This is a genomic window from Pseudomonas sp. AC463 (genome assembly GCF_979253585.1).
The window spans coordinates 45,125-57,820 of sequence record NZ_CEEDDZ010000009.1 but is presented as its reverse complement, the minus strand read 5'-3'; the positions used below and the strand labels follow the sequence as shown (position 1 = coordinate 57,820).

The following is a 12,696-nucleotide window of genomic DNA, read 5'->3' as shown; positions in this document are numbered from 1 at the left end:
GGAGGTCCAAATGTGGGAGTGGGCAAGCCCCCTCCCACATTTGGACCGAGTTATTCCAGATGTTCAGGTTTTACCGGGTCTCCGGATTTCACATCCAGTTGATGGCGCACATCCTCGAACATCAAGTCGTACTGCTTGTGCATCGAGCCATTCAACACGGCAACCTTGGGCATGCCATATTTCTGCGCGATGTTCATCGCATGCCGGGCGAAGTCGAACGCCTGGTCCTTGGGCAGGAAAAACTCTTCCTTGAGGTCCTTGCCTTGCACCGAGCCATGCAGCTTGAACAGCATCCCCTTGCCTTCCTTGGGGTCCTGGCTGACTTCATAGTCGATGCACAGGTTGTAGCTGTAGTCCTGGGCATTCAGCGCGTGACGTTCAACGTGCAAGTGACCGGGTTCAAAGGTGGCCATAGGCGTTTCTCCTCTACTTCACAGGTAGGTGATGCCAGGTTTTGCCGTGCTGATGCGTGTACCGGCGTTGCCCTGGACGATGGCTTCGATGTCCGAGAGTGAACCGATGACCGCGGTTTTTCCAGTCTGGCGGGCGAACTCGCAGGCGGCTTGCACCTTGGGCCCCATGGAGCCGGCGGCGAAGCCGAGTTTTTCCATGTCATCGGGGTGGGCCTGGCCGATGGCTTTCTGGGTCGGCTTGCCGAAGTCGATAAAGGCCGCGTTGACGTCGGTGGCAATCACCAGCAGGTCGGCGTCCAGTTGCGCGGCCAGCAGGGATGAGCAGAGGTCTTTGTCGATAACGGCTTCGATGCCGCGCAGCTTGCCGTCTTCACCATACATCGTCGGGATGCCGCCACCGCCGGCGCAGATCACGATGGCGCTTTTTTCCAGCAGCCACTTGATCGGGCGAATTTCAAAGATGCGTTTGGGCCGTGGGCTGGCGACCACGCGGCGGTATTTGTCGCCATCCGGGGCAATCGCCCAGCCTTTTTCGGCGGCGAGTTTCTCCGCTTCGGCCTTGGAATACACCGGGCCGATGGGCTTGGTGGGGTTTTGGAAGGCCGGGTCCTTGGCGTCGACTTCGACCTGGGTGAGCAGGGTGGCGAACGGCACTTCGAAGTCCAGCAGGTTGCCCAATTCCTGTTCGATGATGTAGCCGATCATGCCTTCGGTCTCGGCGCCCAGCACGTCCAGCGGGTACGGCGAAACGCTGGTGTAGGCCGCCGCCTGCAACGACAACAGGCCGACTTGCGGGCCATTGCCGTGGGCAATCACCAGCTCGTTGCCGGGGTGGATCTTGGCGATCTGTTCGGTGGCGATGCGGATATTGGCGCGTTGGTTGTCCGCGGTCATGGGTTCACCACGGCGGAGCAGGGCGTTGCCGCCCAGGGCTACGACGATGCGCATAATGCAATCCTTCAATAGGTGTGAACACAGAGGTCAGTGTGGGAGGAGGCTTGCCCCCTCCCACATTTTGTCCTGTGTTCCGACAGTGAGAGTTAGATATCTGCGAGCGCCGACACCAGAATCGCCTTGATGGTATGCATGCGGTTTTCCGCTTGCTCAAACGCGATGTTGGCCGGCGACTCGAACACTTCCTCAGTCACTTCCACGCCATTGGCCAGGTTCGGATAACGCGCGGCGATGTCCTTGCCGACCTTGGTTTCGCTGTTGTGGAACGCCGGCAGGCAGTGCATGAACTTCACGCGCGGGTTGCCCGAGGCTTTCATCATCTTGGCGTTGACCTGGTACGGCAGCAGTTGCTCGATACGCTCGTCCCACGCTTCCACCGGCTCGCCCATGGACACCCAGATATCGGTGTGGATGAAGTCCACGCCCTTCACGGCTTCTTTCGGGTCTTCGGTGATGGTGATGCGTGCGCCGCTTTCGTCGGCAAACGCCTGGCACTGCTTGATGAAATCTTCATGGGGCCACAGGGCTTTTGGCGCGCCGATGCGCACGTCCATGCCCAGCTTGGCGCCGATCATCAGCAACGAGTTGCCCATGTTGTAGCGCGCGTCGCCCAGGTAGGCGTAGCTGATGTCATGCAGCGGCTTGTCGCTGTGCTCGCGCATGGTCAGGGTGTCGGCGATCATTTGCGTCGGGTGGAATTCGGCGGTAAGGCCGTTGAACACCGGCACGCCGGCGAACTTGGCCAGCTCTTCGACGATTTCCTGTTCAAAGCCACGGTACTCGATGGCGTCGAACATGCGGCCGAGCACGCGGGCGGTGTCTTTCATGCTTTCTTTGTGGCCGATCTGCGATGACACCGGGTCGATATAAGTGACGTGCGCGCCCTGGTCATGGGCCGCCACTTCGAACGCGCAGCGGGTGCGGGTCGAGGTTTTTTCGAAGATCAGCGCGATGTTCTTGCCTTTCAGGTGCGGACGCTCGGTGCCGGTGTATTTGGCGCGCTTGAGGTCGCGGGACAGGTCCAGCAGGTAGTGCAGCTCGCGGGTGGTGTGGTGCATCAGCGACAGCAGGCTGCGGTTGCGCATGTTGAAAGCCATGATGGAATCTCCTTAATAGTCGATAGGGTCGCGGATGATCGGGCAGGTCATGCAGTGGCCGCCGCCACGCCCCCGGCCAAGTTCACCGGCGCTGATGGTGATGACTTCCACCCCGGCCTTGCGCAGCAGGGTGTTGGTGTAGGTGTTGCGGTCGTAACCGATCACCACGCCAGGCTCCACGGCCACCACGTTGTTGCCGTCGTCCCACTGCTCGCGTTCGGCGGCGAAGCTGTTGCCGCCGGTTTCCACCACGCGCAGGGCCTTGAGCTTGAGGGCGGTGGCCACCACATCGAGGAAGCTCGCGTCTTCACGGCGCACGTCGATGCCACCGGGCTTGGTTTCGTCAGGGCGCAGGCTGAAGGCGACGATCTGGTTCACCACTTCCGGGAAGATCGTCACCAGGTCGCGGTCGCAGAAGCTGAACACCGTGTCCAGGTGCATGGCCGCGCGGGATTTGGGCAGGCCGGCGACGATCACGCGCTCCACGGCCTTGTGCTTGAACAGGTTCAGCGCGAGCTGGCCGATGGCCTGGCGCGAGGAACGCTCGCCCATGCCGATCAACACCACACCGTTGCCGATCGGCATTACGTCGCCGCCTTCGAGGGTGGCGTTGCCGTGTTCCTGGTCGGGGTCGCCGTACCAGACCTGGAAGTCGGCGTTGACGAACTCGGGGTGGAATTTATAGATGGCGCTGGCCAGCAGGGTTTCCTGGCGGCGTGCCGGCCAGTACATCGGGTTGAGCGTCACGCCGCCGTAGATCCAGCAGGTGGTGTCGCGGGTGAACTGGGTGTTGGGCAGCGGCGGCAGAATGAAACTCGAGTGCCCGAGGAAGTCGCGGAACATCTCGATGGTCTTGCCACCGAAGCTGTCGGGCAGGTCATCGGCCGACACGCCGCCGATCAGGAACTCGGCGACCTTGCGCGGCTCCAGGCTGCGCAGCCACGAACCGACTTCATTGACCAGGCCGAGGCCGACCTGGTTGGCAGTGATCTTGCGTTCCAGAATCCAGTCCAGCGCTTCGGGAATGGCGACGATATCGGTCAGCAGGTTGTGCATTTCCAGCACATCAATATCCCGCTCGCGCATTTTGGTGACGAAGTCGAAATGGTCGCGCTTGGCCTGGGCCACCCACAGCACGTCATCGAACAGCAGTTCATCGCAGTTGTTGGGCGTCAGCCGCTGATGGGCCAGGCCTGGAGAGCACACCATGACTTTGCGCAGTTTGCCGGCTTCGGAATGTACGCCGTACTTCACTTTTTCCGTGGTCATTTCAGATCCTCCGTTGCATCAAAATTACAAGGTCAGGAAACCGTCGTAGAGCCCATAGGCCGCCACCAGGGCGCCAATGACCACTGCGGCGAAAATCAGCTTCTCGACGTTGGTGAAAATCGGTTTGCCCAATTCACGCTTGGCCTTGGCGAGCAGGATCGCGCCGGGGGCGTAGAGCAGGGCGGACAACAGCAGGTATTTGGTGCCGCCGGCATACAGCAGCCACACCGCGTAGATCAGCGCGACGGCGCCGATGAACAGGTCTTTCTTGCGTTCTTTGAGGGCGTTTTCGTAAGTCTCACCGCGTACCGCCAGCAACAGTGCGTAGGCCGCCGACCACAGGTAAGGCACCAGGATCATCGAGGTGGCGAGGTAGATCAGCGACAGGTAGGTGCTGGCGGAAAACAGCGTGATCACCAGGAACACCTGAACCATGGCGTTGGTCAGCCACAGGGCGTTGACCGGCACATGGTTGGCGTTTTCCTTGCGCAGGAACTCCGGCATGGTGTGGTCCTTGGCGGCGGCGAACATGATCTCCGCACACAGCAGCACCCACGACAGCAGCGCCCCCAGCAACGAAATGATCAAGCCGACGCTGATCAGCACCGCGCCCCAGTGGCCCACCACATGCTCCAGCACGGCGGCCATCGACGGGTTTTGCAGCTTGGCCAGTTCCGGCTGGGTCATGATCCCCAGGGACAGCACGTTCACCAGCATCAGAAACAGCAGCACGGTGATAAAGCCGATCACGGTGGCCTTGCCGACGTCGGAGCGTTTTTCCGCACGGGACGAGAAGATGCTCGCGCCTTCGATGCCGATAAACACCCACACGGTGACCAGCATCATGTTGCGCACCTGGTTCATCACGCTGCCCAGGTCGGGGTTTTTCACGCCCCAGATGTCAGCGGTGAAAATCTCCAGCTTGAACGCGAACAGCGCGATCAACACAAACAGCACGAGCGGCACCACCTTGGCGACGGTGGTCACCAGGTTGATGAACGCCGCTTCCTTGATCCCGCGCAGCACCAAAAAGTGCACGGCCCACAGCAGCACCGAGGCGCCAATCACCGCCGCCGGGGTATTGCCTTCGCCAAAGACCGGGAAGAAGTAACCCAGGGTGCTGAACAGCAGGACGAAATAGCCGACGTTGCCCAGCCAGGCGCTGATCCAGTAACCCCAGGCCGACGAGAAACCCATGTAGTCGCCGAAACCTGCCTTGGCGTAGGCATACACGCCGCCGTCGAGGTCGGGCTTGCGATTGGCGAGGGTCTGGAACACGAACGCCAGGGTCAACATACCGATGGCGGTAATCACCCAACCGATCAGCACCGCGCCCACATCGGCGCTGGCCGCCATGTTTTGCGGAAGTGAGAAGATCCCGCCGCCAATCATTGAACCCACGACCAGTGCAACCAGTGCGCCTAATCGAAGTTTTCCGGGAGATTCAGACATTGCATGACTCCAATGCAGGAGAAGAGAGACCACAGAATAATTCCGTGCGCTAATCAAACAGCTGACTCAGATCACTTCATTGGCACATTCCATTGTGAATTAATGACTTAGGGGAAAACCCTCGGGCAATACGATTCCTCGGAAAGGCGCTGCCCAGAGCGGTCTCTCCGTTTTGGTTAATCATTTAGTCGGGTATATGGACGTTTGAAACTAGACCGTTTTCCTGAATGTGCAAACTTTTTCAGGCTGGGCCGCCAAGTAGCAGGAGAAGGGTTAAATGCCCACGGTATTTAAATTCTAAATACGCCTAAACTTTATTAATTGTCATGCCGTTGCGTTATGAACGTGGCGTTTTTATCGCCGTCTCTAATAAACGCTACACTCGCTGAGTTAATTAGTTGAGTGCACGGTTGTCAGCTCAAACTGTTATTTGTTCAGGAGTCTTCATGCCCCAACCGACCCAGAAACTTCGCCTCAGCGCCTTGATCGCCTTGGTGGTGGGTTCAATGATCGGCGGCGGGATTTTTTCCCTGCCACAGAACATGGCCGCGCGTGCCGAGGTCGGCGCGGTGTTGATCGGTTGGGCGATCACCGCCGTCGGCATGCTGACCCTGGCTTTTGTATTCCAGACCCTGGCCAACCGCAAACCCGAGCTGGATTCCGGGGTGTACGCCTATGCCAAGGCCGGGTTTGGCGACTACATGGGTTTCTCCTCGGCCTGGGGTTACTGGATCAGCGCGTGGATGGGCAATGTCGGTTACTTCGTGTTGCTGTTCAGCACCCTTGGCTATTTCTTTCCGGCGTTCGGACAGGGCAATACGCCGCTGGCCATCGGCTGCGCGTCGTTGCTGCTGTGGGCCGTGCATTTTCTGGTGCTGCGCGGGATCAAGGAGGCGGCGTTCATCAACCAGGTCACCACCGTGGCCAAGATTGTGCCGCTGCTGATGTTTATCGTGATAGCCGCCGTGGCCTTCAAGGCCGATATCTTCACCCGCGATATCTGGGGCCTGGGCAACCCGCAAATGGGCAGCGTGGTCGAGCAGGTGCGCCACATGATGCTGGTCACGGTGTTTGTGTTTATCGGCATCGAGGGCGCCAGCGTGTATTCGGCGCGGGCCGAAAAACGCTCGGACGTCGGCCGCGCCACGGTGATCGGCTTTCTGGGCGTGCTGGCGTTGCTGGTGCTGGTGAATGTGTTGTCGCTGGGGATCATGAGCCAGCCGGAGCTGGCGCAACTGCAGAACCCGTCGCTGGCCGGCGTGCTGGAGCATATCGTCGGGCCGTGGGGTGCGCTGCTGATCAGCATCGGCCTGGCCGTGTCGCTGCTGGGCGCCTTGCTCTCATGGGCGCTGCTCTGCGCGGAAATCCTCTACGCCACCGCCCAGGACAAAACCATGCCGGCCTTCCTGAAAAAGGAAAACGCCAACCAGGTGCCGGTCAACGCGCTGTGGCTGACCAACGTGATGATCCAGGCGTTTCTGGTGATTACGCTGTTTTCCCAAAGCACCTACACCACGCTGATTTACCTCGCGTCGTCGATGATTCTGGTGCCCTACCTGTGGTCGGCGGCGTATGCCGTGCTGTTGAGCGGGCGCGGCGAAACCTATGCAGGCGCCCAGGGCCAGCGCTGCAAGGATCTGCTGGTGGGGCTGATTGCCCTCGTCTACGCCCTATGGCTGCTGTACGCCGGCGGCTTGAAGTACCTGCTGCTCTCGGCGCTGCTGTATGCGCCCGGTGTGATCCTGTTTGCGCTGGCCAAACGCGAGCAGGGCCAGCCGTTGTTTACCCATTGGGAAAAAGGCATTTTCAGCTGTGTGATCGCCGGCGCGGGGCTGGCGGCGTACGGCTTGTACAGTGGGGTGTTGTCGTTGTGAGACTGGCTGGGCGGGCCTCATCGGGGCCCCTCCCACACTTTGACCTGTGAACACGGTAAAAATGTGGGAGGGGCGGTGCGACGATTCGACTTGCCCCCGATGGCGGCCTGAAGGTCACCATTGAGCCCGATGCGAGCCCAATTCCCCCGCCGGCAAATCCCACTGCAACGGCGTCCCGCTGATGGTCAGTGGCGCCAGCAAACGATGCGCCTGCCCCCACGCCGTCTGTTCTACCACCAACCCTTGATCACTGGGCTCTTCAGCGCGCAACGCCGGCTGCTCCGGCACCTGCCCTGCATCCACCAACAACTTGGCCGTACGCGCCAATGACAACCGCGCCGAGCCGCCACGCCCGGATTTCAACCGTTCGCTCAACGCCTGAATCGCACTGGCGGCCATCAGGTATCCGGTTGCATGGTCCAGCGCCTGCAACGGCAGCGGCAGCGGTTTGTCCGCCTGTTTCCAGGCCATGCCCGCGTCGGCAATCCCGCTGCTCATCTGCACCAGGCTGTCGAACCCGCGGCGGTTGCGCCACGGGCCGCTCCAGCCGTAGGCGTTGAGGCTCACGTCGATCAGGCCAGGGGCAAGCTGTTGCAGTTCATCAGCGGTGTAGCCCAGTTGCTCCAGCGCATCGGCGCGGTAGCCGTGGAACAGAATGTCGGCGCCCTTGAGCAAGCTTTCGAACACCTGGCGGTCTTCCGGCGTTTTCAGGTCCAGGCGCGCGCAGCGTTTGCCCAGGGTCATTTCCGGCACCACGCCTGGCTCGTTCCAGGTGGGTGAGTCGATGCGCAGTACATCGGCGCCCAAACCCGCGAGAAAGCGACTGGCGACCGGGCCGGCCAATACGCGGGTCAGGTCCAGCACCTTGATACCGGCCAGGGGGCGCGCCACCGAGCCGAGCCAGGGTTGGTCGACGGTATTTTCAAAGGTCTGGCGCTGCACCAGTGCCTCGGCATTCACCGCCAGCCCTTGGGGATGCTGTTGCCAGGCCTGCCACGTACGCATCTGCGCGGCACAGCCGCCGGCCTCGACAATCGCCTGTTCCAGTTCAGCGGCGTTCCAGGCGGCGACCTTGGCCGCCATTTCAGTGCGGTCGGCGACTTTGCCCAGCACCCGCTCGGCGGCTGCACGGTGGTGGGGCGCGTTGGTGTGCAAGCGGATCCAGCCGTCGGCGCTGGCGTAGTCGCCGGCCACCGGGTCCCACAGCGGCGGCACTTGCCAGTCCACCGGGCGAATTGAGGACGAGAACCAGAAGGAGGCGAGGCGCCGGTCCACGCTTACGTTGGGCAAGCGCCCGGTCTGTTGCTGGATCAATTGGGCTACGGCCTGGCCGGCAGCGCCGATGCTGGCGGCCGCCAGGTCGGTGACGGCAAAGGTCGAGGGCAGGGCGCCGGCCTCGGTAAAGGTCGGCGGGGTGTGCGGCAGATCGAGTGCGGCTTGGATGGGAGTCAGCAGGTCAGTCATCAAAGGCCCTCCGTAAGAGAAGGGCCACTATAGAAGATCATCAGGCCGGTGTGGCAACCCCGGGTTCCAGCGGCAGGTCGATGCTGGCGATAAAACCGCCCTGGGCATGGTTGGCCAGGAACAGGCTGCCGCCATGGCGTTCGGCTGCGCGCCGCGCAATCGCCAGGCCCAGGCCGTGGCCTTGGGCGGTCTGGCCGGGGGCGCGGTAGAACGGCTCGCCCAATTGGCTGAGGTGCTCGGCGTCGACGCCGGGGCCGTGGTCGCGCACGCTGATGATGATGTGCTCGCCGTGCAGATGGGCTTGCATCTCGATCGGCTGGCCCGGCGGGTTGAAGCGCTGGGCATTGCGCAGCAGGTTATCCACCGCGCGTTCGATCATGGTCGGCCAGCCCTTGAGGCGCAGGCCGGGGTCGGCGGTGAGCTGCACCACTTGCTCCGGCGCGCTGAGCTGGGCGTCTTTTTGCAGGGTCTTGAGCAGCGGCGTGAGGTCGACGTCTTCGGCGCTGGCGTTGTCGGCATCGACGCGGGCCAGCACCAGGATTTCGCTGATCAGCGCTTCGAGGCGGTCGCACTCGCGGGTCAGGCGCGGCCAGAGTTTTTCCCGTTCTTCAGGGCTGGCGCGCTCGGCCAGGGCCAGGGCGATGCGCAGCCGGGCCAGGGGTGAACGCAGTTCGTGGGACACATCGCGCAGCAATTGGCGCTGGCTGGCGATCAGGCTTTGCAGGCGCGCGCCCATGCGGTTGAAGTCGGTGGCGAGTACGCCGAACTCATCACGCCGATTGGCCAGGCGCGCCAGGCTGTTTTGCTGGTAGGTGGCCTGGCCGAGGTCATGCACCGCGCCGCGCAAACGGCTGAGCGGGCGGGTGATGGACAGCGTCACCAGCAGGCTGAACAGGGTCAGTACCACCAGCGCAATTGCCAGCGCACTCAACGGCCACAGCAGGCTATTGCGGTGCCAGGCGTCGAGTTCCGGGTGCGGGATGCGGTAGATCAGCAGGTAGGTGTCGCCGGTTTTTTCACTGGTGTACTCGGCGGTCAGGCGCCGCCAGGGCAGGTGGCCGTCCTGGCTGTCATTCTGCCGGGCTTCAAACGCAGCGGCACGTTTCGGGAAGGTGCCGCGCACCACCGGCTCGCCGCTTTCGTTGAGCACTTGCACGTCGATGTGGTACTGGCGCTTGCGCTGTTGCAGCAAGTCCTGGGCTGCGTCCTCGCCCTGGGCTTCATAGAGTTGGGTCCACTCTTCAGCCAGGTTGTTGAGGCCGGGGTGACGGCTGAGAATCCAGGCATCCTGATTGAGCATGTGCCCAAGCAGGATCGACAACCCGGCAACCAAGGCGATGGCCAGCCAGAAGCTGGCCAGGATGCGCCAGAACAATGAACGCACAGGAAACCCTCAAACAGGAAAAGCCCAGCGGCGGGGGCCACTGGGCTGGGAGCGTTAACGCGGGGGCATTATTGCGCTTTTTGCGGCTGTTGCGCTTTCCAGGCCTGGAATTCCTTCCATTCGGCACGACGCTGCTCTTGCTTCTTGACGATCTCGTCGAACTTCTTCTGCTGGTCAGGCTTGAGCACCGCGCGGATATCCGCCTGGGTTTTCTGCTTGCCGGCGGCGATCTCGTCCTGCATGGCCTTCTGGTCAGCGGCCGGGAGTTTGTCCAGATACTTCTTGGTCAGGTCCTTGCGAGCGTGCCATTGGTCGCCCATCAGCTTGCCGATCTGCTGGCGCTGTTCGTGGCTCAGGTCCAGTTGGCTGAACGGGCCGCCTTTGCCACGCGGACCGTGTTCACCGCCGTGACCCGGGCCACCCATCATGTGACCGGAAGGTTCGCCCATCGGGCCTGGGCCTTCTGGCATTGCGGCCATGGCGACGGTGGGCAGGGCAGCGGCGAGCATCAAAGCGATAAGGGTCTTGCGCATGGTGATTCTCCTGTCTCTATTCCGGTGAGTCCGGATGTGAGTAGATTACCCAGATCAAGGTCAGCGGCCGTCAGGTGTGCGTAAAGCTTGGGTAAAGAGGATTTTGCTGTGAACTGACAAAACCGGGAGCCCTTGGGCTCCCGTGTTTTAGAGGCTGTAGTAATAGCCGCGGCTGCGCAGCGCCACGATGCGTGGCCGGCCATCCGGGTGGGGGCCGATCTTTTTGCGCAGGTTGCTCACGTGCATGTCGAGGCTGCGATCGTAAAGGGTCAGCTTGCGGCCCAGGGCAATTTGCGCCAGTTCCTGCTTGTCCAGTGGCTCGCCGGGCTGGCGCAGCAGGGCTTCGAGCAGGCGGCTTTCGGAGACGGTGAGGGTGAATTCCTGTTCATCGATGCTGACCACGCCGCGCACCGGGCTGAAGCACAGGTCGCCGAGTTCCAGCTGGGTGGACACGGCGGCCGGGTGGCTGCGGCGCAATACCGCGCGCAGGCGGGCGGTCAGCTCGCGTGGGTCGCAGGGTTTGGCCAGGTAATCGTCGGCGCCGAGTTCCAGGCCGAGGATGCGGTCCAGTGGTTCGCCACGCGCCGAGAGCATCAGCACCGGCAGCTCCGGGTGGTCGTTGCGCAATTGCTTGAGCAGCTCCAGGCCACTGCCGTCGGGCAGCATCACGTCGAGCACCACGGCGGCAGGGGCGCTGTCGGCCAAGGCCTTGCGCGCGCTCAAGCCATCGTGGCAGGCGCGCACCTGGAAACCTTCCTGGCTCAACCAACTGGTCAGCAGCTCGCAGAGCTCCTGGTCATCATCTATCAGTAACAGCTCGCTCATGACTCACTCAATTTAGCCATTGTCGACGGCGACGGTGCCCACCGCTGGCGAAGATCCCGCACAGCAAGGCGATCAGTGCGACGGCCCCGCCGGTGACAAACCATTGCTGTTGCTCGGTCAGCCATCGGGTCAAGGCGCCGCCCTGTGTTTCTTTGAGCTGCTGGGCCAGGCGTTGGTTCTCTTGGCGAAGGCGGCTCAGTTGAGCGCTTTCGCGGGCAGCATCCGCGCTTTGCAGTTGCTTGCTCAGTTCTTCACGCTGGCGTTCGCTTTCTTTCAAACGTTGCTGCAACTCGGTGATCTGGCTGCCGGCACTCAAGGACAGGGGCGTGGAACTGCCGTTGTTCGAGGTTTCTTCAGCGTGGGCCGTAGCCCCGATCATTAACACTGCCAACAGACACAACTGACGTAAGCGCATCGGAACTCCTGATTCCACACGAATATTCAGAACGTTGTCGGCAGGTTACCGAGAATAATGAGAGATTAGGAGTGTGCCGAAGGTATTAGGTTCGACACAGGGCTCGGGCTAAGGCAGGACTTGCTTGAACGGCTTGATCACCACGTCGGCGTAGACGCCCGCCGCCACATAGGGATCAGCCTTGGCCCAGGCCTGGGCATCGGCCAGGGAGGCGAACTCGGCGACTACCAGGCTGCCGGTGAAACCGGCGGCGCCCGGGTCATTGCTGTCCACGGCCGGGTGCGGGCCGGCGAGCACCAGGCGGCCTTCGGCTTGCAGCACGTGCAGGCGCTCAAGGTGGGCCGGGCGCACGGAGAGGCGTTTTTCCAGCGAGTTGGCAACGTCGGTAGCAATGATGGCGTAGAGCATGTCAGTCCTCGGTTTTCGGCGTGGTGGGAGCGGTGTCATGCAGGTGGCGCGACAGGTAGATACCCTGGCCGATCAGGAACAATACGGTCATGCCCAGGCTGCCGAAGACCTTGAAGTCGACCCAGTAGTCCTGGAACGTAAAGGCCACGAACAGGTTGGCGGCGCCGCAGAACAGGAAAAACACGATCCAGGCCACGTTCAAACGCGTCCATACCGGCTCCGGCAGGGTCAATGCATGGCCCATGATCCGCTTGATCAACAGGCGGTCACCGACAAAGTGGCTGCCGATGAAAACCAGGGCGAACAGCCAGTTGACCACCGGGGCTTTCCATTTAAGGAAGGTTTCACTGTGGAAGGCCAGGGTCAGGCCACCGAACACCAGGCAGGCAACCAGGGTCAGCCACTGGCTTTTTTCGAGCTTGCGCTGGGAGATGAAGATGGCGCCGTAGACCACGATGGAGCTGATGATCAGTACCGCGGTAGCACTGTAGATGCCCCCGAACGATAGCTCGTGGCCGGCGATATCGATGACCCTGGGGTCGAGTTTGGTAACGATGAAAAACAGCAACAGCGGGATGAAGTCGATGAATTGTTTCACAGTAAGAGCC

Annotated in this window: 13 protein-coding genes; 1 reads left to right on the top strand and 12 read right to left on the bottom strand. The window is 61.8% G+C overall.

Annotation, left to right across the window (positions count from 1 at the left end):
• Positions 1-50: 50 nt before the first annotated feature.
• From AC0IYH_RS13105 to arcD (AC0IYH_RS13085), 5 genes are all read right to left on the bottom strand, one after another.
• Entirely contained in the window at positions 51-413 is a 363-nt protein-coding gene (locus AC0IYH_RS13105; protein ID WP_065873587.1) for a DUF5064 family protein, read from the bottom strand.
• Positions 414-431: 18 nt separating this feature from the next.
• A complete protein-coding gene (gene arcC, locus AC0IYH_RS13100) occupies positions 432-1,361 on the bottom strand; it encodes a carbamate kinase (protein WP_471834685.1) in 930 nt (309 codons plus the stop codon).
• A gap of 92 nt (positions 1,362-1,453) precedes the next feature.
• Positions 1,454-2,464 carry an ornithine carbamoyltransferase gene (locus AC0IYH_RS13095; protein ID WP_116628644.1) on the bottom strand — a complete coding sequence of 337 codons (1,011 nt, stop codon included), beginning with the start codon at positions 2,462-2,464 and terminating at the stop codon, positions 1,454-1,456.
• A gap of 12 nt (positions 2,465-2,476) precedes the next feature.
• Entirely contained in the window at positions 2,477-3,733 is a 1,257-nt protein-coding gene (gene arcA / locus AC0IYH_RS13090) for an arginine deiminase (RefSeq protein WP_116628643.1), read from the bottom strand.
• Between the two features lie 24 nt (positions 3,734-3,757).
• Positions 3,758-5,185, bottom strand: a complete 1,428-nt coding sequence (arcD, locus tag AC0IYH_RS13085) for an arginine-ornithine antiporter (RefSeq protein WP_471834683.1) — start codon at positions 5,183-5,185, stop codon at positions 3,758-3,760.
• Between the two features lie 446 nt (positions 5,186-5,631).
• Here arcD (AC0IYH_RS13085) and arcD (AC0IYH_RS13080) point away from each other — a divergent pair, with 446 nt between their 5' ends.
• Positions 5,632-7,059, top strand: a complete 1,428-nt coding sequence (gene arcD / locus AC0IYH_RS13080) for an arginine-ornithine antiporter (protein ID WP_116628641.1) — start codon at positions 5,632-5,634, stop codon at positions 7,057-7,059.
• Positions 7,060-7,173: 114 nt separating this feature from the next.
• Here the strand turns inward: arcD (AC0IYH_RS13080) and AC0IYH_RS13075 are convergent, their stop codons facing one another.
• From AC0IYH_RS13075 to AC0IYH_RS13045, 7 genes are all read right to left on the bottom strand, one after another.
• A complete protein-coding gene (locus AC0IYH_RS13075; protein ID WP_471834681.1) occupies positions 7,174-8,523 on the bottom strand; it encodes a CoA transferase in 1,350 nt (449 codons plus the stop codon).
• A gap of 40 nt (positions 8,524-8,563) precedes the next feature.
• Complete coding sequence (locus tag AC0IYH_RS13070) at positions 8,564-9,907, bottom strand: sensor histidine kinase (protein ID WP_116628639.1); 1,344 nt, start codon at positions 9,905-9,907, stop codon at positions 8,564-8,566.
• A gap of 68 nt (positions 9,908-9,975) precedes the next feature.
• Positions 9,976-10,440, bottom strand: coding sequence for an LTXXQ domain protein (locus tag AC0IYH_RS13065; protein ID WP_471834679.1), 465 nt, complete (start codon positions 10,438-10,440; stop codon positions 9,976-9,978).
• 147 nt (positions 10,441-10,587) lie between these two features.
• A complete protein-coding gene (locus AC0IYH_RS13060; RefSeq protein ID WP_028617724.1) occupies positions 10,588-11,265 on the bottom strand; it encodes a response regulator transcription factor in 678 nt (225 codons plus the stop codon).
• Positions 11,266-11,272: 7 nt separating this feature from the next.
• The gene (locus tag AC0IYH_RS13055; protein ID WP_471834676.1) at positions 11,273-11,680 is read right to left on the bottom strand and encodes an SH3 domain-containing protein; all 408 of its coding nucleotides are present in this window, start codon (positions 11,678-11,680) and stop codon (positions 11,273-11,275) included.
• A 108-nt stretch (positions 11,681-11,788) separates the two neighbouring features.
• Positions 11,789-12,088, bottom strand: coding sequence for a YciI family protein (locus AC0IYH_RS13050; RefSeq protein ID WP_116628636.1), 300 nt, complete (start codon positions 12,086-12,088; stop codon positions 11,789-11,791).
• 1 nt (position 12,089) lies between these two features.
• Positions 12,090-12,686 (bottom strand): septation protein A, encoded by a 597-nt coding sequence (locus AC0IYH_RS13045; RefSeq protein WP_116628635.1) that lies wholly within the window; start codon positions 12,684-12,686, stop codon positions 12,090-12,092.
• Positions 12,687-12,696 lie beyond the last annotated feature (10 nt).